Source organism: Paramesorhizobium salinisoli (genome assembly GCF_003335045.1).
In the GTDB taxonomy this organism is placed as follows: Bacteria; Pseudomonadota; Alphaproteobacteria; order Rhizobiales; family Rhizobiaceae; genus Paramesorhizobium; species Paramesorhizobium salinisoli.
In genome coordinates this window covers 107,944-129,220 of record NZ_QOZG01000009.1, presented here as the reverse complement: position 1 = coordinate 129,220, position 21,277 = coordinate 107,944, and the positions used below count along the sequence as shown (strand labels likewise).

The following is a 21,277-nucleotide window of genomic DNA, read 5'->3' as shown; positions in this document are numbered from 1 at the left end:
TTCCACATGAGGTTCACACGCTATCGGCCTGCACATTGTGATAGGGGTTTGCGGATAGTGCTCATCGAGCCTTTCAGGTCAGCCGTGTCGAGCGCCCGCCGTTAGGTTTCACTTGCGTAGTGGCATCCGCGGTCGGTGTCGTAAATGCAGCCTGGCGGAGGTTTCCTGTTCTCAATTTGCCTCCCGATCAGGCGCCGGGGGAGGCAATATCAACAAAATTTTAGTAAATATTTGATTCAAATATATATTTAATTACATTAATAGTAAATATTCAACCAACTATATTATAGTATATTATTTCAAGTTTATAGAAAATCTCACGTATTGTTGGATGTAGGTTTGTATTTCTACATTAAATATTTTTAATTAGGAACGTTAGTCCTGGCTATACTAAAGTGGCAATACAAAATTAATCATTGTCTATTCCCGTGCATCTGAAGTTACTGCGCAATGATACCGCCCAACAGGTGAAATATATCTGGCGGTACAGAGCTCAATAAATCAGTTGATGGAGAGCGGCATCATGGAAAATACCATCCAATCTTACATAATGGACCCTAAGGGGCGCGACGTTTACGGCGAGGTCGCCCAGCTGCGTCAGCGTGGGGATGTAACACGCGTGGAACTCAATGGCGTTCCGGCTTGGGCAGTGACTTCCTATGCCATTCAGAAAAAAATGTTTTCGGACCCATGTGTGTCCAGAGACCCACGCAAGCATTGGCCGGCATGGATTGACGGGAAAATTCCGCGGGAATGGCCTCTATTCACATGGCTCGATGCCCAGAATATGTTTACTGCCCATGGGTCAGAGCATCGTAGACTGCGCGGAATTGTATCTAAAACCTTGACGCCTCGCAGGGTAGAAGCCCTGCGGCCCTCGATCGAAGAGATTACTTTTGACTGTTTGAACAAGCTTACCTCGCAACGGGGTAAGATCGTTGATCTGTGCCCGGAATATACTCAAGAAATCCCAATCAGGGTGTTTTGTGAACTGATGGGCATCACAGAGGCGGGTATGCGTGAGCGCATGTGCCGCTGTGTCCGGGGGCTATTCCACACTGCTGCAACTCCCGAGGAAGTCGTCAGAACCCATGCGGAAATCCACACCATTATCAAGGAACTGATCTCCGCGAAGGGACAGAAGCCGGGCGACGACCTGACCAGTGCCTTGATTGTGGCCAGGACGGAAGAAGGTGGCTCGCAGCTGAGTGAAGATGAGCTTATCGGGACGATCCTCGTGCTGATGATGGGTGGGTACGAGACCACCGCTCATCTCTTTGGGAATGCGATTGTCACCATCTTGTCCCGCCCGGATCAGATGGAACTGCTGCGCAATTCGGTGATCACCTGGCACGACGTGATCGAAGAAACGTTGCGCTACGAGCCCTCCGTTGCCAACCTTCCGCTGCGCTTTGCTGCGGAGGATATCGAACTGGGCGGGGTAACGATCCCAAAAGGGGACGCTATCATAGTTGGACTTGCTGCTGCTGGTCGTGACCCAGCGTTCTTTGGTGCAGATGCCGAACAGTTTGACGCAACGCGCCCCAACAAGAGGCATCTTGCATTCGGACATGGCGTCCATGTCTGCCTCGGCGCGCTGCTGGCCCGAGTCGAAGCGGAAATTGCCTTCTCGCATCTCTTTGACCGGTTTCCGCAAATAGAACTTGCGGAACCTACCCAAAACCTGGAGCCGGTGGAGTCGTGGATCATGAACGGATTCCGGGCGCTGCCCGTACGGCTTTCATGACTTTCCAGCTCAGGGCCTGATTCAAACAAATTGCCGTTCGATGCGCGCTGCAAAATAGCAGCGGGCGGCATCTTTGTGAACTTCGAAAGTCTCACAGCGGTAATTCAAACACCGGCTCCAAGTCGGCAATCGAGGAGACCTGCTTTGTCTACTAAAACTGCGATACCTCGTTCTGCATTCCAGAATTTCCAGAACGTCGTGGTGATCGGAGGACGAGCCTGCGGGACAGCGGCTGTCGTACACCTTGTGCATTCGCTTGCACGAGGCTCACGCATCACCGTAGTGGATCCTTGCGAAACCGAATATCCGTCGGTCTTTGATGACGTTGACCCTCTTCTGCTCACGAATACCTCCCACCGTATAAACTCGCTTTTTCCGGACCGACCGGAAGACTTCCTTGAATTTCTCGACGAATCCAAGAAGTCACGCAGCGTTCCGCGTCACGTCGTCGGGAAATATTGCCGGACACGCTTCCTCGAAGCTTGTGCAACGGCTGCAGTTCATGGGATCGAAATAGTACAGATCACCGACCGCGCCTGGTCCGCAAGGGGGACGTCACATGGATATGATCTCTTGCTTGAGAGCGGGAGCCATATCCATGCAAGCGATGTCGTTGTCGCAGTTGGGTTCGGGGATGTGCAGCGGCCATTGGGAATATCCGGAATCCCTCCATACCCCTCTACCAGATTGCGAAGGCTGGCGGGGCGCAACGCCTTGGTTATAGGTCAAGGGCAGTCCGGAATAGATGCTGCGCTTGTTCTTTGTGCGGCGGGGAGCCGGGTCACCATGTGCTCCCGTACAGGCCAATTCCCCGCGGTTCGTACACGGACCCTATATCATGAATATCAGGGTGGCCAACTTGTCGATGCTCCGGCGGATTTCCGCCGTTTAGTTGATGAAGACTGCCAGCGGCGCGGTTTCCCTCCACTAAGCGGGCAACTGGCGCCAGCGAGGGATCCCGTGAGCATGTTGAGGGAAGAAACGTATCTGGCAGAGCACGACATGTGCCCTTGGCAAGATTCTATTGTAGGCATTATTGACGCTATTGTAGATGCTGGGGCTCCCGTCGCCAACGACAGGGAATTCCTTTGGCGGTACGTGACTTCCATTACCCTGCCGCTAGCTCAGCAGCTTCTTGCGCGTATTGATGAAGGCAGCATCAGCACGAAGAAGATTGATGCGGTGAGTACTGACAAGTTCGATCTGGTGGTGGCAGCCACCGGGTTCTCGCCGCCGCCGCTGTATCATCGGGGCAGAACGCTTTACTTCGGGGGTTGCTTTTCGCATGACATGGAGGTCACGCAGCTCAGCAGCGATCTACGGGTGGTTTTATCTGTCACCCACGGGCCGGAACGCATCTGGGCTATCGGTCCGGCCTCGGGGATTCGCATTCCCTTCGCCAACTTCCTTCACACCGCCTCTCGGCAAGCTTCTTGGGTAGCCGGGCAAATAGCTGATAAATACGCTCCTGATCAGGCTCCACGCCAACGTCGCCAGGAGCTTCGGCGTGGATGAGGTAATTGATGGGGACTTCACAGCCCTCTCAGCATTCGCCGCACCCTGCTGCTCGCGATGATCGCTTGACACGCGCCTTCGGAGGGATCGTCATCGCAGCCACGCCGGCGATAATGCAGACAAGGCCGATCCAGGCGGTCGGGCTGAGCGTTTCGTCGAGAAAAAGGACGCCGATAGCCACCCCGATCGGCACGCGCAGATAGGCCTGCGCGGTCGTGCCGACAGAGCCGAGCGTATGCAGGAGCCGGAAATAGATCACCAGGGCAAGCGCGGTCGAGAAAATCGCAAGGCAAAGCAAGGCCAGGATGGATTCCCACGACGGGGTCAGGGTCCATGGTCGGTCGACCACGAGGCTGACCGGAATGAGGATGATCGCGCCGGAGATCAGTGACCCGGCCGCCGGCATCATCGGATCGAGCCCCTTGAAATTTGTCCCGAAGATCGCTGCGCCCGCATAGCAGATCGTCGCCGCCACGATGGCAAGTTGTGCCCACAACTGATCACCAAAGCCTGTCAGCGCCTGGATGCCGATGATCAGGCCGGTGCCGGTAATGCCGGCAATCATGCCGAAGAGCTTACGCGGAGCAATGGGCTCGTGCCGCGTGATAAGGACTGTCAGCAGGAGGGTGAAGATAGGTGAAGTCGCGTTGAGGATCGTTGCCAGTCCCGCATCCACGGTGAGCTCCGCCCATGCGATAAGCGTGAAGGGGATAACGCTGTTGAGACACGCCTGGACAAGGAAACGCCGCCAGGTCACCAAGTCCTTCGGCAAAACCAGGCCCCGCCATCGTATGATGGCAAGCAATATGCCACCGGCAATCAGAGTCCGGGCGGCGATCAGCGTCACCGGCGGGATGGTTTCGACGCCAATCTTGATGAATGTGTAAGACGCACCCCACAGAGCTGAAAGCGCGAGAAGTAGCGCCAGATCCCTGGTTCGATCCGGTTTGTTGATCATTCCTGTCAGTTCCCGTTGCGTGTGAATGTGGTCACTTCTAAAGGCAGGATACCTCGTAACGCTTCGGTGCCGACCGAATACTGACAGGATCTCCCCTGATTGCACCGATCGTTGCATCCACTAGATAGTACGTAAGATATATCTTGACGATCCATTCTCGGATGGCTTAAGTTATATCTTAAGCTATAACGAAAGGAAATTCCCATGCATGGATATGGCTGTCACCACGGCGAGCGCCACTTCGGACCTCGCGGCTTTTCCGGACAAATTTCCCGCGCTCTCGGACGCGGCATGGGCGGCGGATTCGGACGCTTCGTCGGCGATGGCGAATTGCGGCTCGTCGTGCTTGCCCTGCTCGAAGACGCACCACGCCATGGCTATGATGTGATCAAGGCGCTTGAGGAGCACTCAAGTGGCTTCTACACGCCCAGCCCGGGCGTGATTTACCCGACGCTCACCTATCTGGAGGAGACCGGTCATGCCGTCTCCGCCGCCGACGGCAACAAGAAGGTGTACTCGATCACCACTGACGGACGGTCCTACCTCGAACAGAATCGGAAGGTGGCGGAAGCCGCACTTGAACGGATACGTCGAATCGGCGAGCGCTTGGCACGGGCGCGCCAATGGTTCGATGGCTCGGAAGGCCGCGAACACGACCGCGACATCCCTGAAGTGGTACCGGAAGTAAACGAAGCCCGCCGCGCGCTCAAGGGTGCGCTCGCCCATCGGCTCCATGCCGCCCCGCCGACCCAGCGCAAGATCGCCGATATCCTGCGGAAAGCGGCCGAGGAGATCCAGGCTCTGCCACAGGACCCCGACGATATCGACCTTGGCTGAGTACGCCGTTCCGTAGGAAGAGGTCCATTGAAGATCCAAGCCTCGTCCTTCCCCAAGGGCGGGGCCGCTCTCCGTTCATCAGGGCCGTCCTGATTTCCCTCCGGATGCCGGCAAGTGCACCCCGTCGCACGCACGGCGAAATATGTCGCTTCAAAAGCTTCCAATCTGGAAAAACGGGATACTAATCTTCTGGGCGTCACATCATCGCGCGCACCGATCCGGCGGAAGGGCAACACCATTTGACCGATCCCATTCGCATCCGCCGTGCTGACGGCATTTTGGGACGTGTCGATGGGTCGTGCCGCGACCAGAGCCGTTGATCTTGCTATGCATCCGCTGCCGGGTGCAAATAATATGAACTGCGCATCCTAGCCTTCGCACGAAGTGCACACAGACGATTTCTTCCTCAAAGCGGCAATCTCTCCGGGAAAGAGGGCAAAGCACACCACAACCTTAAGCGAAAACAGCGAGAAAAAAGTCATCATTGCTTTGATTGACCGGCATATTCCGTATAGCTTTCCGCAAAATTCGCCGCTCGCCCCGGAACAAACGAAAAAAACAGCGTGCCCGGGAGCAACAAAAGAGCCAACCAGAGAAGGAACAACAAAATGAGCGATTACACCAAATACCTTGCCGGCCGCGTGGCATCAGGGGGCATGAACCGTCGCGAGTTCATGGGCCGCGCCATGGCTGCCGGACTGACCCTGGCGGTAGCGAGCCAGCTTTTCACCGAAACCGCCGAAGCCCAGGAGCCAAAGCGCGGCGGTCATTTGAAACTCGGCCTTGAAGGCGGCGCTGCCACCGATTCAAAAGACCCAGCAAAGTTCCTGTCGCAATTCATGTTCGTCGTCGGCCGCTGCTGGGGCGACATGCTGGTCGAATCCGACCCGCTGACCGGCAAGCCGGTCCCCGCATTGGCGGAATCATGGGAACCGTCCGCCGATGCCGCGACATGGACCTTCAACATCCGCAAGGGCGTGCAATTCCATGACGGCAAGGAACTCACCATCGATGATGTCGTCGCGACCCTGAAGCGCCATACCGACGAGAAGTCGGAATCCGGCGCGCTCGGTGTCCTGAAATCGATCAAGGATATCAAGGCCGACGGCGGCAGGCTGGTGCTGACACTCAACGAGGGCAATGCCGACATGCCGCTGCTCTTGTCGGACTACCACCTTGTGATCCAGCCGAATGGCGGCGTTGACGATCCGGGCGCTTCCATCGGCACAGGCCCCTACAAGCTCGCAAGCTTCGAGCCGGGCGTCCGCGCTACCTTTGAAAAGAACCCCAATGACTGGCGCTCCGACCGCGGCTATGTCGATTCGATCGAAATCATCGGCATGAACGATGCGACCGCCCGTATCGCCGCGCTCTCATCGGGCCAGGTGCATTACATCAACCGCGTCGATCCGAAGACCGTCGACCTCCTGAAGCGTGCGCCGACCGTGGAAATCCTTAGCACCGCAGGCCGCGGCCACTACGTCTTCATCATGCATTGCAATACCACGCCCTTCGACAACAACGATCTGCGGCTGGCGCTAAAATATGCCATGGACCGCGAAACAATGGTCAAGCGGATCCTTGGCGGCTACGGCAAGGTCGGCAATGATTTCCCGATCAATGAAACCTATGCCCTCTTTCCCGAAGGCATCGAGCAGCGCGCATACGACCCGGACAAGGCCGCTTTCCACTACAAGAAATCCGGACATGATGGCTCCGTGCTGCTGCGCACCTCGGACGTTGCCTTCCCCGGCGCTGTCGATGCGGCCGTTCTCTATCAGGAAAGCTGCAAGAAGGCCGGCATCAACATCGAGGTCAAGCGCGAGCCGGGCGACGGCTACTGGACCAATGTCTGGAATGCGCAGCCCTTTTCAACCTCCTACTGGGGTGGCCGACCGACGCAGGACCAGATGTATTCCACGGCCTATCTCTCAACCGCCGACTGGAACGACACGCGCTTCAAGCGTCCGGATTTCGACAAGCTGCTCTATGAGGCACGTTCCGAACTCGACGAGCCCAAGCGCAAGGACATGTATCGCGAGATGGCGATGATGGTGCGCGACGAGGGCGGCCTCATACTGCCGATGTTCAATGATTTCGTGAATGCGGCCAGTAAAAATGTAAAGGGCTACGTCCACGACATCGGCAATGACATGTCCAACGGCTATGTCGCGACCCGCGTCTGGCTGGAGAGTTGACGCCTGACCGGGCCTGACAGCCCGGCAATCCGGAACAAGCGTCGCAGGTTGACCCCTGCGGCTCTTCCGATCCGTTTCAGAGCGAGACCTGCAATCCATGTCAGAATCCGTAGATACCGCGAGCCTGCCCGACCATAAAGAACCGGACCTCAGCTACAGGGAGCGCTTTCCGCTGCTGGCGCTCATCATCCAGCGGCTGATGCTCAGTCTCGCGCTGCTTCTCGCCGTTTCCGTCCTTATCTTCGGCGGCGTCGAAGCGTTGCCGGGCGATTTTGCAACGACCTATCTCGGTCAGTCGGCGACGCCGCAGGCCGTCGCCAATATCCGCAAGGATCTTGGCCTGGACCGTCCGGTTACCACGCGCTATTTCGAATGGCTCGGCAATGCCGTACAAGGCGATTTCGGCACCTCGTGGGCAAGTCGGAATTCGGTGAGCGAACAGATCGGCAAGCGGCTCGGAAATTCGCTGTTCCTTGCTCTATGTGCAGCCGTCATATCAGTGCCGCTGGCGGTGGGCCTCGGCATGCTCGCCGTCCATTTCCGCAACCGCATCCCCGACAAGATCATCAATGTGGTATCGCTCGCCGCGATTTCCCTGCCTGAGTTCTTCATCGGCTATCTCTTGATCCTGTTTTTCGCAGTCAAGTTCGGGATCGCCACCTTTCCCGCCACGGTTTATGACAGCATGGCCTTTGTTGAGCGGCTCAAGGCCGTCGCATTGCCCGTGGCAACACTTGTTCTTGTGGTGCTTGCCCACATGATGCGCATGACGCGGGCGGCCATCCTCAGCGTCATGTCGTCAGCCTATATGGAAACCGCCGAACTGAAGGGCCTCGGCGCCTTCCGCTCCATCGTGCGCCATGCCGCGCCCAATGCGGTGGCGCCGATCATCAATGTCGTGGCGCTCAATCTTGCCTATCTCGTCGTCGGCGTCGTCGTGGTCGAGGTCGTCTTCGTCTATCCTGGCATGGGCCAGTATATGGTCGATGCCGTGACCGTGCGGGACATGCCCGTGGTGCAGGCCTGTGGCCTCATCTTCGCCGCCGTCTATATCCTTTTGAACATGCTGGCGGACATCCTTGCGATCATCGCCAACCCCCGGCTGAGGCACCCGCGATGAGATTGCGCGATATTCCCATCACAGCCTGGATCGGCATTGCCGGTATTCTGCTTGCCTGCTTCTGCGCCATCTTCGCGCCCTGGATCGCTCCCCATGGCGAAACGGAAATCGTCGGCAATGTCTGGCAACCGCCGGATGGACAATTCGTCTTCGGCACCGACAATCTCGGCCGCGATATCCTGTCCAGGCTGATCTACGGCACGCGAACGACGCTGCTCGTGGCGCTTGCCGCCACCCTCATCTCTTTCTCACTCGGCATTGTATTGAGCTTCACGGCGGCCACGTCGCGCGGGGTGATCGATCAGATCCTGTCACGTTTCAATGATCTGATGATGTCGATCCCGACGCTCATCTTCGCTCTGGTCGTGCTTGCCGTCCTGCCGCAGAATATTGTCATCCTGATCCTCGTCATGGCCATTCTCGACTCCACCCGCGTCTACAGACTTGGGCGGGCGGTCGCGCTCGATGTCGCGGTCATGGATTTCGTCGAGGCGGCGAAGCTTCGCGGCGAAGGCAGATCATGGATCATCTTCCGCGAAATATTGCCCAATACGCTGTCGCCTCTTCTGGCCGAATTCGGCCTGCGTTTCGCCTTCTCGATCCTGTTTCTTTCCACCCTCTCCTTCCTCGGGCTCGGTATCCAGCCCCCGGCGGCCGACTGGGGCGGCATGGTCAAGGACAACAAGGACGGCATCATCTTCGGCATATCCGCCGCGCTCGTGCCCGGCACGGCGATTGCGGCCCTGGCCATCTGCGTCAACATGGTCGTCGACTGGCTGATGAAACGGACATCATCCCTGAAAGGAGGGCGCGGCGATGCATGAACGTCTTCAATCTCTGCTCTCGGTTCGCGATCTCAAGATCGAAGCGAAAATTTATCCGCAAGGCGAAGCACCCCGCGACGTCACCATTCTCGAAGGCGTGTCGTTCGACCTGAAAAAAGGCAAGGTGCTCGGCCTCATTGGCGAATCCGGCGCGGGCAAATCGACCGTCGGCCTGAGCACGCTCGGCTACGGCCGCGGCGGCATCCGCATCACCGGCGGCGAGGTGCTGCTGAACGGTCAGGATATCTTGAAGCTCGGCAGGAGCGGGCTGAGATCGCTGCGCGGCGCCAAGGTCTGCTATGTCGCGCAATCCGCCGCTGCCGCTTTCAACCCGGCCCATCGCCTCGGCGAACAGGTGATCGAAGCAAGTGTCGAGCACGGGATCATGAGCCGTGAGGAAGCCCGTGAAAGGGCGGTCTATCTGTTTCGCGTGCTGGGCCTGCCCAATCCCGAGAGCTTCGGCGAACGCTATCCGCATCAGGTCTCTGGCGGCCAGCTCCAGCGGGCGATGACCGCGATGGCGCTTTGCCCGAACCCCGAGCTGATCGTTTTCGACGAGCCGACCACGGCGCTCGACGTGACGACCCAGATCGACGTGCTGGCAGCCATCAAGCACGCGATCGAGGAAACAGGCATCGCCGCGCTCTACATCACCCATGATCTGGCGGTCGTCGCGCAAGTGGCTGACGACATCATGGTGCTGCGCAACGGCAAGACCGTCGAATACGGCACAGCCCAACAGATCATCGAGGCGCCGAAGGAGGATTATACCAGGGCGCTCGTTAGCGTGCGCGAAATGCAGCATGAAGAAGCCGTCGATCAGAGCAGGCCGCTTTTGAGGCTCGACAATATCAACGCCGCTTATTCCAATGTCCTTCAGGTGCTGTTCGGCGTCTCGATGCATCTGCCGAAGGGCCAGACGCTCGCCATTGTCGGCGAATCCGGTTCGGGGAAATCGACGCTCGCCCGCGTCATCACCGGGCTGCTGCCGCCGAGTGCCGGAAAGATTGTCTTCGACGGCGAGGAACTGCCGAAGGCGCTGGCGCAGCGTACCCGCGAGCATTTGCGCCGCATCCAGATGATCTACCAGATCGCCGATACCGCCATGAACCCGCGGCAAACCGTGCGCGATATCATCGGCCGGCCGCTCAGCTTCTATTACGGCATGCGTGGCCGCAGGAAGACCGAGCGCGTCGGCGAGCTTCTCGAACAGATTGAGATGGGGCCGCAGTTCCTCGACCGTTACCCGGCCGAACTCTCCGGCGGGCAAAAACAGCGTGTCGCCATTGCCCGCGCGCTGGCGGCAAAGCCGGATTTGATCCTTTGCGATGAACCGACCTCCGCGCTCGACCCTCTGGTCGCCGAGGGCATTCTCAAGCTTCTCATGCGGCTTCAGGCAGAAACCGAAGTCTCCTATGTCTTCATCACCCATGACATCGCCATCGTCCGCGCCATCGCGGATTCGGTCGCCGTCATGCATCGCGGCAAGCTCGTCCGCTTCGGGCCAAGACATGTCGCACTTTCGCCGCCCTTCGACGACTATACGGACCTGCTGCTGAAATCGGTTCCCGAAATGCGGATCGGCTGGCTCGAACAGGTATTGAAAACCCGCCGCATGGCAAGTGCCGGCAATTAGCTCCTGCCGCTTTTCTCATCTCAGGACGTCAAACAATGGCGACACGCCCCTTCTCCGTGATTGAAAACGAGTGGATCACCCTTGCCGACGGAACACGGCTTGCCGCCCGGATATGGATGCCGGAGGATGCAGGAGCCGATCCCGTCCCTACCGTTCTGGAATATCTCCCCTACCGCAAGCGCGATGGTACGTCGCCGCGTGACGAATCCACCTATCCCGTCTTCGCCGCGGCGGGCATTGCCGGCGTCCGCGTCGATATTCGCGGCTCCGGTGAATCCGACGGCGTGATCGACGGAGAATATACGCCGCGCGAACTCGACGATGCCTGTCAGGTGATCGCCTGGATCGCGCGGCAGAAATGGTCGAACGGCAATGTCGGCATGATGGGCATTTCCTGGGGCGGCTTCAACTGTCTTCAGGTGGCGGCGCTGCAGCCGCCGGCGCTCAAGGCCGTCATCTCGATCGCCTCCACCGTCGATCGCTACAATGACGATATCCATTACAAGAACGGCTGCCAGCTTTCCGCGCAACTGTCCTGGGCAGCGACGATGCTCGCCTATCAGTCGCGTCCGGCGGACCCGGCGATCCTGGGCGATCGCTGGCGGGAGCAGTGGCTGGAACGGCTGGAAGGTGAGCCCTTCTTCCTGGAGGAGTGGCTGTCGCACCAACGCCGGGACGCATTCTGGCAGCATGGATCGATTTGCGAGGATTTCACCAAGGTGCAGGTTCCGGCGCTCGTCATTGCCGGATGGGCCGACGGTTATCGCAATACGCCGCTGATGGCTGTCGAAGGCCTGGGGAACCGGGCGAAGGCCATGTTGGGGCCGTGGGTTCACAAATACCCGCATTTCGCATGGCCAAAACCGCGTGCCGATTTCCACGGCGAGGCGATCCGCTGGTGGAACCGCTGGCTGCGCGATGAAAAGAGCGGCGTGGAAGAACTGCCGCAAGTGCGCGCCTATATTCTCGACGGTCCGCGTCCGGCGCTGCGGCGGGAGCTTGATCCAGGGCGCTGGATTGCCAAAGCGGAATGGAACCAACCGGAGATGGAGGCGCTCCATGTAACGGAGGGGGGCATTCTCGAATTTGGTGCGCGACGGGAAAAAGATGCACGCGATATTTTCCTGAAGTCGCCGCTCGATCTGGGAACCAATGCGGGCGAATATTTCACCTTGAAGCCGGATGCGGAGATGGCCGGAGATCAGCGCGCCGATGATGCACGATCCCTCCTATTCGAAACGGATCCGCTGGCGCAAGCGCAGGATTTTCTCGGCCGTCCGGTTCTGAACCTCGATGTCAGCTGTGAGGAGAATTGGGCCAATCTTGCGGCGCGGCTGGTGGATATCCATCCCGACGGAACCGCGACCCGCGTCAGCTTCGGCGTGCTCAATCTCGCCCATCGCGAGAGCAATTCTGATCCAAAGGCCATGCCAAAGGGACAGAAAACCACGATCCGGCTTTTCCTCGACGCCTGCGGCTATCGATTCGGCAAAGGCCACCGCATCCGGCTTGCGCTTTCGACCGCCTATTGGCCGATGATTTTGCCGTCACCGAGCGATCCGGGCCTGACGATCGACACGGCAAGTCTTCAGCTCGATCTGCCGAAACTGGGCGCGCATGAGGAAATCGACATGCCGGAGCCGGCCAACCCCGATCCGTTGCCCCGCTATATCGAACATGAGCCCGCAGAAACCCGTCGCACGGTCGAAGGAGACCTCACCACGGGAAGGACGCATTACAGGATTTACGAGGACACCGGATTTTCGGAGCATCCGCAAACCGGGCTTGCCACGCGCCAGATCCGCGATGAGGATTGGTCGATTCTTCCCCACGATCCGCTTTCCATGTCGGGCATATCGACCTGGACATGCGAAATGCAGCGCGGCGACTGGTCGGTACGCACCACAAGCACCGCCCGTCTCGCCTGCACGGGAGATGACTGGCTGATGAGCGCCCAAGTCATTGCCTATGAGGGGGAGACACAGATTTTCGAAAGAAAATTTGAAAAGCGGATCGCGCGCGAGTTCATGTAAGAGCGTGCATGGGCGACGCAGACTATTTCCCCTTGCGCCTTTGCGTTTCGTCATGGTGCCGCGCTGCCGCCTCGCATCGGCGGCGGAATCCCTCGACTTCCGAAGCCGGAAGGTGCTCGATGCCAATGAAGCTGTTATGACCGGAGCTGACGCGGATCAGTTCGTCGAGCTTGGCCTGTATCGCCGCCCCGTCCCGATTCTGGGTGTTCTGGATGAGAAACACCATCAGGAAGGTGATGATCGTCGTGCCCGTGTTGATGATCAACTGCCAGGTATCCGAAAAACCGAAAAACGGGCCGCTTACCGCCCACACGATGACGACCAGGCAGCATAAGAGGAAGCACGCCGGGCGCCCGGTGGCGTTCGCCACTGCGTTCGCCACGTTTCCGAAAGCTCTTTCCATTTTGTATTCCCTCCTGCACTAGGCGGATCCGCTTTGTCGCGACATTAGCGACGATTCACGAAAATTTTCCAGCCGCTAACCGATGTCTCCCTGGGAGAATTTCAAAAACCTTCACAGAACCTGTTCACCCGTTATTGACAATGCGATTGAAATGGCCTATCTACAGGCCTCGATAGTTGTTTGCCGATATTTGTTTTTGCTAGCGCCTTGGCGCTTTCTTGACGAACTTCCCACTTCAATAATCGAGATGAAATGTTCTGCCGTGCGTCGTACGGTGGTAAACAGATGTTGCTATGGAAAGGGTTCGTTATGGCCACTGGCACAGTTAAATGGTTTAATTCCACAAAGGGCTTCGGCTTCATTCAGCCTGACAACGGCGGTCCGGACGTTTTCGTTCATATCTCCGCCGTCGAGCGCGCCGGAATGCGCGAACTCGTCGAAGGCCAGAAGATCGGCTTCGAGATGGAACGTGACAACAAGTCGGGCAAGATGTCCGCAGGTCAGCTTCAGGCTGCCTAAAGGTATTTTTCCTCGCCATGACCACGGATGTACTGGCATGCTGCAGAGGTGAATTCCAGAAAAGGCCAGGCATTTGCCTGGCCTTTTTGCTTTTCGTCGACCTTCATTGAAGGGCATTGCATAATGCCTTGAATCGAATCCGATTTAAGGTAAAAATTTATGCAGCAGATTTTAAAATGCTGCAGCGTCTTTTGCGCGTCTTGTAAGATGCGTGGCGCTGTATGAATTCCATACCGACAAGGACGACGCTCTATTGAGACACGTAACCGACAATGGTTTTGCCGAACGCCGCAAGGCAGCCGCCGAGGCCAAGCAGCAGCTCTTGAAAAAATTCGAGACCGCGCCGAAGCCGACCGACCCGGAAGTGGTCGCAAAGCAGGAAGAACGCAAGGCGATTGCCGCCGCGCGGGAAGCGCGGCGCGCTGAGCGCGAACAGTTGAAGCGCGAAGAGCGCGATCGCAAGCTTGCCGAAGCCGAAGCGCTCGCCAATGCGGCAGCCCTCGAAGCGAAAGCCAAGGCCGAGGCCCAGGAAGCAGAGATGAGCAACCGCATTGCGCGTGTCGTCGCCGACGATGCGGAACGCAAGGCCGAGCGCGATCGCCGCTATGCCGCCCGCAAGGCCCGGCAGCGGTAAACCCGCAAAACCTGGATGCCCAAGTTTAAAGGTAGCTGAAAGCATCGGCCCGAAGTTCGGAAGCGATTTTCGGAAAGCTTGATGTGGTTGCTCAATAACCTACAGCGCCCCCTGGCATCCAATGGATGCGTGGCGCTGTAGCCTGCCTTCAGCAACGGCTAATCCACAATACCATTTTTTTAACACCTGCCCGGCCAAGCTTTGCCGGATTGCGGGTTTAGCAACCTGTGACATCATCATCAGCGCTTGCCGGAGATGATGCTGCATTGCACCAGAAACATTGCTGCTATGCAGTATTGTGTGTTCCATCGCCGGAAAAACGCGTTAATATCGGTTTTACAAGATAGAGCTTCGCAAGGGTTTACCTCCTCCCAAACCTGCGCGACTAAGGCTGACACTCCTCCTCCCAGTCAGCCTTTACCAAACGACACCCGCCGCACCTCCTCCCGCGGCGGGTGTTGTTTTTTATAATGGCCCTGAGCACCAGCGTGACGCATTCTTCAGCTCATTCAGCTCATTCAGCCGCTTCCGCCCTTACCGCCTTCATGTCCCTGGCAGGTGGCTGGCCGAACATCCTGCAATATTCCCGCGAGAACTGCGGTACGCTTTCGTAGCCGACCGCGAATGCGGCGCTGCTCGCCGACATCCCCTGCGTCATCATCAGCCGTCGCGCCGCGATCAGGCGCAATCGCTTCTGGAACTGCAGCGGCGAGAGCGTGGTCATGGCGCGGAAATGGTGGTGGAACGAGGACGGGCTCATTCCCGCAACGGCGGCGAGACCTTCGACCCGCAATGGCCGCGCGAATTCGGCTCTCAGAACCCCGACCGCACGCGCGACGCACTGCGCATGACTATCCGGATAGCCAAGACGCCGAATGGCTTCCCCATGCCGGCCGGCCAAAAGCCAGTAATGCAACTCGCGTATAAGCTGCGCCTGCAGCACCGGCACCGAGGCCGGACGCTCGAGCAGGCGCATCAGCCGGAGCATCGCATCGGCCATCTCCGCATCGGTCGGTTCGACCTGCACCGTCACAATACCGGTAGCCGGCGCCGCTTTCATCTCCATCGTCAGCTCGGCAATGACGGCCAGATCAAGATTCAGGACAATCGAGAAATAGGGTGCGTCTGCGCTGGCGCGCGTGATCTGGCTCGCGATCGGCACATCAGCCGCAATCAGCAGCGAATCGCCGGCTTCGAACGCGAAGGTGCGCAAGCCCGTCGTGACCTCCTTGCTTCCCTGCAGCAGGAGACAGACAAGCGGTTGTGAGATCGCATAATCCAGGCCGCTCGGCGCAGTCGCGCGAATGACCGTCAGGCCCGGAATGGCCGTTGGGGCAATTCCGTTCGGATCGGCGTATTTCTCTGCATGTCGGCAAGCAGTCGTCAGCAGCGTATCGAGCATGCCGGAATCCTATTCGATATTCCGCCCTCCGCATACTGCCTTTGGAGGAATAGGCAAAGAAGGGCGAGATTTCGACAACGACGACGGAAGCCGCGCCCAATAGAACAGGCGCTCCACAAAAGAAGGAGTTGCCGCATGACCAAGATTGCTCTCATCACTGGGGCCAGCCGCGGGCTCGGCCGAAACACTGCCCTTGCCATCGCGCGCAGCGGCAGCGACATCATCATGACCTATCACAGCCGCCGGGAGGAGGCCGAATCTGTCGTCGCGGAGATTGCAGGCATGGGCCGCAAGGCGGTCGCCTTTCAGCTCGACACCGGCGACGTGTCCGCTTTCACGCCATTCTGCGAGCGCCTGCGCAAGGCGCTGCACGAGACCTGGCAGCGTGATACATTCGACCATCTCGTGAACAATGCCGGCCATGGCGACTACGCCCTGATCGGAGAAACGAGCGAAGCACAGTTCGACCGGCTGGTCGATGTCCACTTCAAGGGCGTGTACTTCCTCGCGCAGACGCTGCTGCCGTTGATCGTGGATGGTGGGCGCATCGTCAATTTGTCCTCCGGTCTCACCCGGGTGACCTATCCCGGCTATGCCGCCTATGCGGCCGTGAAGGGTGCGGTCGAGGTGCTCACCCGCTATATGGCCAGGGAACTGGGCGGCCGTGGCATCGCGGTCAATACGGTCGCGCCGGGCGCGATCGAGACTGATTTCGGCGGCGGCGCCGTCCGCGATAATCCGGAGATCAACAGGATTTTCGCTGATATGACCGCGCTGGGCCGCGCCGGTGTGCCCGACGATATCGGCCCGATGATCGCGAGCCTGTTGTCAGCCGACAATCGCTGGGTGAACGCCCAGCGCATCGAAGTATCGGGCGGTCAGGGTATCTGATCCGGACGATGGCATGTTTACGCATTGCGGATACCTCATCAAAATGACATTGGTAAACAGAATGATAAAAAAGTATAATTTTCGAGTCTCTGCTTAAACGGATAAGAAAAAGGCCCGCTGCATGGAGGAAAAGCAGCGGGCCATATCTATGAACACGGCTGGGAGGAGTGCGCCATATTCAGTATTGAGTTCAGGGAGGAGCCAAATCATCGAACTCAATGATTCGGATATAGCATAGGAATAAATAACAATCGATAAAATATATTGATGATGGTTATGGAAACCTTCCAATCCCAACATCTTGGGACGTCTCTATAGCAAATTCTCAAGCTATTCTTGTAGACGTTCTACATTTTAAAAGAATCTTTGACCCACTTCACAAGTCTTTTGATCTGAGATTGATTTAAGACAATATTGCGTCGCTTCAGCGCTTTGGATCACCCTTCGAAGGCATGGCTGGATGCGCCGCACTCTCGACGCCACCCGTGCGCCCTCGCCGGCATTTATTCTTGTTGCACCGCAAAAATACCGTTACTCTCCTGTCAGCTTCGACGTGCGGCACCGGTCACCTCCGGTGAAGCCTGACTGGTCCGGTGAGGCAATTTTTGTCCCCGCGTAAATCAATCTGAGGGTGATGCTTTCGTGAAAATCATAATCGAAAACACCGTCTGCCTGAATACCGGAGATGCCGCCATTCTCCTTGCCATCAGGCACATTTTGAAATCGACATGGGGAGAAGATCTGCGGTTTATGGTCTTCGACAGCCAGCCCGCGGTGGCCGCAAGGCTCTATCCGGAGAAGGACTATCCCGACATTGAATTTTATAAGCTCCTGTCGGAATCGATTTTCAAATATAGATACCACAACAATTTTCTGAAGAATGCGCTCAAGCCGCTTTATAATCGCATGGCGCTCCGGGCTTTGCGCCATTCTGGCGGGGGGCGCGCCATTACCCTGTTCGGCAAGGACGATCAACGCAGCCTGGGGATCTACAGGGATGCAGATCTGGTGATCACCACGGGCGGCACTTACCTCGTGGAAACGTACAATCTGGAGAAGCGTCTCAACCAGTTTCGCCTCGATGCGATCCTCGGCAAGGATCCGGTCTTCTTCACACAATCGCTCGGTCCCTTCAACAAGAGCTCCAATCGCAGTGCACTGAAACCGATCTTCGACCGCAGCCCTCTCATCCTGCTGCGCGACGCCCGTTCGCTGGAGCATATCCGCGATCTCGTCGACGATTCCCAAAAATGCCATGTCGTGGCGGACGCTGTATTCGCCCTCGCCGACACCGACAGGATTGCCGGCATTCTTGCTTCCGGGAAGCCACCGGAGAAAACGGGCCGTGTCGCCATTTCCGTCCGCCATTGGAACTATGTCAAGGACGGCGAAGGCGGCATGGGCCGATATATCGATTCGATACGCACCATTGCGACCGCGCTGGTCCGGGATCATGGCAAGCAAGTGACTTTCATCTCCACCTGTCAGGGCGTTCCCGAATATGCGCATGACGATTCCAAGACCGCACGGGCTATCCTGGCGGGACTAGACCCGGATGTCGCCAAGCATGTCGAAGTGGACGCAGCTTTCCATACGCCCGAGCAGCTGATGACACTGGTCAAAGGATTCGACTTCGTCGTCGCTACACGCATGCACATGATGATCATGTCGCTTTGCGTCGGCACGCCGGTTCTGCCGATTGCCTATGAGTTCAAGACCCGAGAAGTCGCCAAGCGGATCGGGGTCGCGGATATTCTCCTGGACATCGATACCGTAACGCAGGAGGAGGCACGCGGGAAACTCGATACATTCATCGATAATCTCGAGCAATATCGCAGAGCGAGCCTTGAAGCGGTGCTCCAAGAACATGCTTCGGCGATGTCCGCGACGGAGCTTCTCCGGCCGCTTCTCCCCGGCAGGTCAGCGGATGCTGCCCCTGACCTTGGAAAGCGCGGCGGACAAGGCGTTGCGCGGTTGCGGAAAGACGAGAATCAAGATCAGCGCGATCGCGTAGTTTAAGATAAGCGCCAGGGCGACGGCGAAAAGGTCGGAACGCGCGGTCAGCGCTTCCGGCAACAAATGATATCCCGCCCAGGCGAGTAATGCTGACAATATGAATAATCCCTGCACCATCAGGAAATCGGTGGCGGATACCGGTCCGACGCGCTTCACGAGAACGGCTAGAACCGGCACCCGCAGCACATAGCCGCTGATCGCATAGGCGGCGGCAACACCGACAGCCCCCCATTGCAAGCCGACGATAAAGGACAGGACCGTCGTCAGCGAGGAATAAAGGCCCCACCGAAACATCGTTTTCGTCCTGCCCTGGCAGATAAATATCCAGCCGGTCGTACTGGAAACGGGCTGGATGAGGCCGGCGATCCCGAGCCATGCGAAGATCGGCGCGACGGGCAGCCAGCGCTCACCGAAAAGAATGCCGACGACCTGCCCGGAGGTCAGGGTCAGCGCCGCGATTCCCGGTATGGTGATGGCCGCGAGCAACCAGTTGGTCCGCATATAGATGTCGCGGAACCGCGGTTTGTCGTCCTGAACCCGGCTCAACAACGGGATCATCACGCGGGTCAAAGGCTGATTGATGTTTTGCAGTGGAAACAGCAGAAGCTTGTAGGCGCGATCGTAATAGCCGAGCTCGACGGCGCCCGAATATTTGCCAATCAGGATGTTGTCGAGATTGCGGGAGAAGAAATTGACGATATTGAAGCCCGTCAGATTGGCGCCGAAGGATATGATATCACGATCGACGGCAAGTTCCGGCCTGTTCGGCGTCCAACCGGCGGCTCGCCAGGCTGCAAGGAGCGCGACGACGGCCGAGACCGCCGGCCCGATGACCAGCGACCAATATCCCATCCCCGCATAGGCGGCCGCGATAACGGCCAGAAGCCCGGCGACCGCCGTGATGACATCGTTGATGGCCAATTGTCCGAACTGGAGCTGGCGGTTCATCAATGCGAATGGCAAAGCCGCGAGACTGCCGAAAAACAGCGGCAGACCTGCGGCGATCGTGATCCCGGTCATGCGTATATCGCCATAAAAGGCGGCGACGGCCGGAGCAAGCGCTGCAACGATTATCGTACTGCCAAGACCGACAAGCGCACTGATCCAGAAAACCTGATTGAGCTGTCTTTGGTCGATCTGCTTGCGCTGGATGACGGCCTGCTGCAGTCCGAGGTTCTGGAAGAGCCCGACGAAAGCAACGATCGGGCCCACGGAAGCGATCAGGCCGAAATCTTCAGGCGCAAGCAGACGGGCCAGAATAACGACGGAGAGAAATTGCAGGCCCATCTTGATGATCTGCGCGCCCGCCGTAACGAGCCCGCCGCGTATGGCGATCCGACCGAACTGCCCTTGATCCGCGTTCACGCAGTTGCCTTTGCTTTGGCCAATTGCGTAACGATTTTCGCCAGACGATCGGCCTGTATCTCCGCGTTGAAATCGGCCTCGACCTTCCGTCGGGCAGCAAGCGAGATGCGCTCACACTCCGACGGATTTTCTGCAATCCATGCGAATTTTTCGGCTAACGCTTCGGCATCTCTTTCCGGCGCAAGAAAGCCCGTCTTTCGGTCTTCAATCAGTTCAGGGATACCGGAATGTTGGGTACTGACCACCGTCAGGCCGGCGGCCATTGCCTCCATGAGTGCAACCGGAATGCCCTCCATGTCGCCATCCGCCGCGGTGACGCTGGGCAGCAGAAAGACATGGGCCTGCCGCAGCGAACGCTTGACCTCACCATGAGGGAGGGGCCCGTGAAACGTCACGCGGTCCGCGATCCCCAGCTCTGCCGCCAATTGCTTCAGGCTGTCCAGGAGATTTCCACCTCCAATGACCGCGTAATTCCAGTGGAGGTCGGGATGCGTCTTCGAAAAGATGGCAAGCGCACGAAGCGCATATTCCATCCCTTTCTTTTCAGTCAGGCGACAAACGGAAATAAAGCGCAATGGACCCTGCTCCCGGGAGCGCCACGAATATTCGATCTCATCGACCCGCACGCCCATATGCTGCACCATGATCTGGGCTTCGGAAGCGCCGACATCCAGCAATGCCTTGCGGAAAACATCATTCACGGTTAGTTGCAGCCCGCCGCGCTCGAAGATCGACCTGTATTGCCACAGCTTTCCCTCATGCAGGGGAACGCCGACATCGTTTCCATGGAATATGGTGATCAACGGGACAGCGAGCTTCTTTCTCTTCAGGACGCGGGCGACGCGCAGTCCGTTGCCTCCGAAATGGGCGATGATCACATCGAAATTGCGGAGCTTCTGCGAAAACAGGACATCGATGGCCGTGGAAGATTTGTCCCACAGGCCTGCGGACCATCTTCGCAGATGTGGACGCCACCGTCCGGCGCTCCCCCACCAGCAGACTGTATTGTCGGACAGGATCTGCCAATTGCCCTTGCCGCCATCTTCATGGGGCATTAGCGCCTTTTCATTGCAGATGATTCCTACCTCAAAACCGCGCTCCAGAAATCCATTTACCTGATCCAAAACGAACGTTTCTGATAATGAGGGGAACTTGTCTACAACGACGCCAATTTTCATT

17 protein-coding genes and 1 pseudogene are annotated in these 21,277 nt (G+C 57.9%); 13 read left to right on the top strand and 5 right to left on the bottom strand.

What is annotated here, in order from left to right; all coding sequences use genetic code 11:
* Positions 1 to 523 precede the first annotated feature (523 nt).
* The 3 genes and pseudogenes from DUT91_RS19745 (at position 524) to DUT91_RS26755 (ending at position 3,262) form a co-directional block, all read left to right on the top strand.
* Entirely contained in the window at positions 524 to 1,747 is a 1,224-nt protein-coding gene (locus DUT91_RS19745) for a cytochrome P450 family protein (protein ID WP_114442275.1), read from the top strand.
* A gap of 75 nt (positions 1,748 to 1,822) precedes the next feature.
* Positions 1,823 to 2,545: pseudogene (locus DUT91_RS27500) on the top strand (FAD/NAD(P)-binding protein); the annotation flags it as partial.
* 168 nt (positions 2,546 to 2,713) lie between these two features.
* Positions 2,714 to 3,262 carry a hypothetical protein gene (locus DUT91_RS26755; protein ID WP_245419816.1) on the top strand — a complete coding sequence of 183 codons (549 nt, stop codon included), beginning with the start codon at positions 2,714 to 2,716 and terminating at the stop codon, positions 3,260 to 3,262.
* A 28-nt stretch (positions 3,263 to 3,290) separates the two neighbouring features.
* Here DUT91_RS26755 and DUT91_RS19735 read toward each other — a convergent pair whose 3' ends face one another.
* Complete coding sequence (locus DUT91_RS19735) at positions 3,291 to 4,220, bottom strand: DMT family transporter (RefSeq protein ID WP_114442216.1); 930 nt, start codon at positions 4,218 to 4,220, stop codon at positions 3,291 to 3,293.
* A gap of 204 nt (positions 4,221 to 4,424) precedes the next feature.
* Between DUT91_RS19735 and DUT91_RS19730 the strand changes: the two genes are divergently transcribed.
* The 6 genes from DUT91_RS19730 to DUT91_RS19705 all read left to right on the top strand — a co-directional run bounded on the left by DUT91_RS19730 (position 4,425) and on the right by DUT91_RS19705 (position 12,868).
* Complete coding sequence (locus tag DUT91_RS19730) at positions 4,425 to 5,057, top strand: PadR family transcriptional regulator (protein ID WP_114442215.1); 633 nt, start codon at positions 4,425 to 4,427, stop codon at positions 5,055 to 5,057.
* A gap of 608 nt (positions 5,058 to 5,665) precedes the next feature.
* Entirely contained in the window at positions 5,666 to 7,255 is a 1,590-nt protein-coding gene (locus tag DUT91_RS19725; RefSeq protein ID WP_114442214.1) for an ABC transporter substrate-binding protein, read from the top strand.
* A 97-nt stretch (positions 7,256 to 7,352) separates the two neighbouring features.
* Complete coding sequence (locus DUT91_RS19720; protein ID WP_114442213.1) at positions 7,353 to 8,375, top strand: ABC transporter permease; 1,023 nt, start codon at positions 7,353 to 7,355, stop codon at positions 8,373 to 8,375.
* Positions 8,372 to 9,199, top strand: coding sequence for an ABC transporter permease (locus DUT91_RS19715; RefSeq protein WP_114442212.1), 828 nt, complete (start codon positions 8,372 to 8,374; stop codon positions 9,197 to 9,199). The genes DUT91_RS19720 and DUT91_RS19715 overlap by 4 nt, the downstream gene beginning before the upstream one ends.
* A complete protein-coding gene (locus DUT91_RS19710; RefSeq protein WP_114442211.1) occupies positions 9,192 to 10,835 on the top strand; it encodes an ABC transporter ATP-binding protein in 1,644 nt (547 codons plus the stop codon). The genes DUT91_RS19715 and DUT91_RS19710 overlap by 8 nt, the downstream gene beginning before the upstream one ends.
* Before the next feature lie 35 nt (positions 10,836 to 10,870).
* Positions 10,871 to 12,868: a CocE/NonD family hydrolase gene (locus DUT91_RS19705; RefSeq protein WP_114442210.1), complete on the top strand. Its 1,998-nt coding sequence runs from the start codon at positions 10,871 to 10,873 to the stop codon at positions 12,866 to 12,868.
* Positions 12,869 to 12,890: 22 nt separating this feature from the next.
* Here the strand turns inward: DUT91_RS19705 and DUT91_RS19700 are convergent, their stop codons facing one another.
* Positions 12,891 to 13,271, bottom strand: a complete 381-nt coding sequence (locus tag DUT91_RS19700; protein WP_114442209.1) for a low affinity iron permease family protein — start codon at positions 13,269 to 13,271, stop codon at positions 12,891 to 12,893.
* Positions 13,272 to 13,580: 309 nt separating this feature from the next.
* Between DUT91_RS19700 and DUT91_RS19695 the strand changes: the two genes are divergently transcribed.
* Together DUT91_RS19695 and DUT91_RS19690 are read left to right on the top strand one after the other, a co-directional pair.
* Entirely contained in the window at positions 13,581 to 13,790 is a 210-nt protein-coding gene (locus DUT91_RS19695; protein ID WP_199194700.1) for a cold-shock protein, read from the top strand.
* A 253-nt stretch (positions 13,791 to 14,043) separates the two neighbouring features.
* The gene (locus tag DUT91_RS19690) at positions 14,044 to 14,424 is read left to right on the top strand and encodes a DUF6481 family protein (protein WP_114442274.1); all 381 of its coding nucleotides are present in this window, start codon (positions 14,044 to 14,046) and stop codon (positions 14,422 to 14,424) included.
* A 514-nt stretch (positions 14,425 to 14,938) separates the two neighbouring features.
* Here DUT91_RS19690 and DUT91_RS19685 read toward each other — a convergent pair.
* On the bottom strand, positions 14,939 to 15,826 hold the full coding sequence (locus DUT91_RS19685; protein WP_114442207.1) for an AraC family transcriptional regulator: 888 nt from the start codon (positions 15,824 to 15,826) through the stop codon (positions 14,939 to 14,941).
* A 135-nt stretch (positions 15,827 to 15,961) separates the two neighbouring features.
* On the opposite strand from DUT91_RS19685, the gene DUT91_RS19680 reads away from it, so the two are divergent.
* Both DUT91_RS19680 and DUT91_RS19675 read left to right on the top strand, forming a co-directional pair.
* Entirely contained in the window at positions 15,962 to 16,717 is a 756-nt protein-coding gene (locus DUT91_RS19680) for an SDR family oxidoreductase (protein ID WP_114442206.1), read from the top strand.
* A gap of 642 nt (positions 16,718 to 17,359) precedes the next feature.
* A complete protein-coding gene (locus DUT91_RS19675; RefSeq protein WP_114442205.1) occupies positions 17,360 to 18,736 on the top strand; it encodes a polysaccharide pyruvyl transferase family protein in 1,377 nt (458 codons plus the stop codon).
* Here the strand turns inward: DUT91_RS19675 and DUT91_RS19670 are convergent.
* Positions 18,638 to 20,098: a lipopolysaccharide biosynthesis protein gene (locus DUT91_RS19670; RefSeq protein ID WP_114442204.1), complete on the bottom strand. Its 1,461-nt coding sequence runs from the start codon at positions 20,096 to 20,098 to the stop codon at positions 18,638 to 18,640. The genes DUT91_RS19675 and DUT91_RS19670 overlap by 99 nt on opposite strands.
* Entirely contained in the window at positions 20,095 to 21,276 is a 1,182-nt protein-coding gene (locus DUT91_RS19665; RefSeq protein WP_114442203.1) for a glycosyltransferase, read from the bottom strand. The genes DUT91_RS19670 and DUT91_RS19665 overlap by 4 nt, the downstream gene beginning before the upstream one ends.
* Between the last annotated feature and the right edge of the window lies 1 nt (position 21,277).

Excerpts from the sequence above, each read along its gene's own strand:
- DUT91_RS19705 (WP_114442210.1), top strand. The coding sequence starts at position 10,871 with ATGGCGACACGCCCCTTCTCCGTGATTGAAAACGAGTGGATCACCCTT.
- DUT91_RS19695 (WP_199194700.1), top strand. The coding sequence starts at position 13,581 with ATGGCCACTGGCACAGTTAAATGGTTTAATTCCACAAAGGGCTTCGGC.
- DUT91_RS19725 (WP_114442214.1), top strand. The coding sequence starts at position 5,666 with ATGAGCGATTACACCAAATACCTTGCCGGCCGCGTGGCATCAGGGGGC.
- DUT91_RS19720 (WP_114442213.1), top strand. The coding sequence starts at position 7,353 with ATGTCAGAATCCGTAGATACCGCGAGCCTGCCCGACCATAAAGAACCG.
- DUT91_RS19680 (WP_114442206.1), top strand. The coding sequence starts at position 15,962 with ATGACCAAGATTGCTCTCATCACTGGGGCCAGCCGCGGGCTCGGCCGA.
- DUT91_RS19730 (WP_114442215.1), top strand. The coding sequence starts at position 4,425 with ATGCATGGATATGGCTGTCACCACGGCGAGCGCCACTTCGGACCTCGC.
- DUT91_RS19665 (WP_114442203.1), bottom strand. The coding sequence starts at position 21,276 with ATGAAAATTGGCGTCGTTGTAGACAAGTTCCCCTCATTATCAGAAACG.
- DUT91_RS19745 (WP_114442275.1), top strand. The coding sequence starts at position 524 with ATGGAAAATACCATCCAATCTTACATAATGGACCCTAAGGGGCGCGAC.
- DUT91_RS26755 (WP_245419816.1), top strand. The coding sequence starts at position 2,714 with ATGTTGAGGGAAGAAACGTATCTGGCAGAGCACGACATGTGCCCTTGG.
- DUT91_RS19735 (WP_114442216.1), bottom strand. The coding sequence starts at position 4,220 with ATGATCAACAAACCGGATCGAACCAGGGATCTGGCGCTACTTCTCGCG.
- DUT91_RS19715 (WP_114442212.1), top strand. The coding sequence starts at position 8,372 with ATGAGATTGCGCGATATTCCCATCACAGCCTGGATCGGCATTGCCGGT.
- DUT91_RS19710 (WP_114442211.1), top strand. The coding sequence starts at position 9,192 with ATGCATGAACGTCTTCAATCTCTGCTCTCGGTTCGCGATCTCAAGATC.
- DUT91_RS19685 (WP_114442207.1), bottom strand. The coding sequence starts at position 15,826 with ATGCTCGATACGCTGCTGACGACTGCTTGCCGACATGCAGAGAAATAC.
- DUT91_RS19700 (WP_114442209.1), bottom strand. The coding sequence starts at position 13,271 with ATGGAAAGAGCTTTCGGAAACGTGGCGAACGCAGTGGCGAACGCCACC.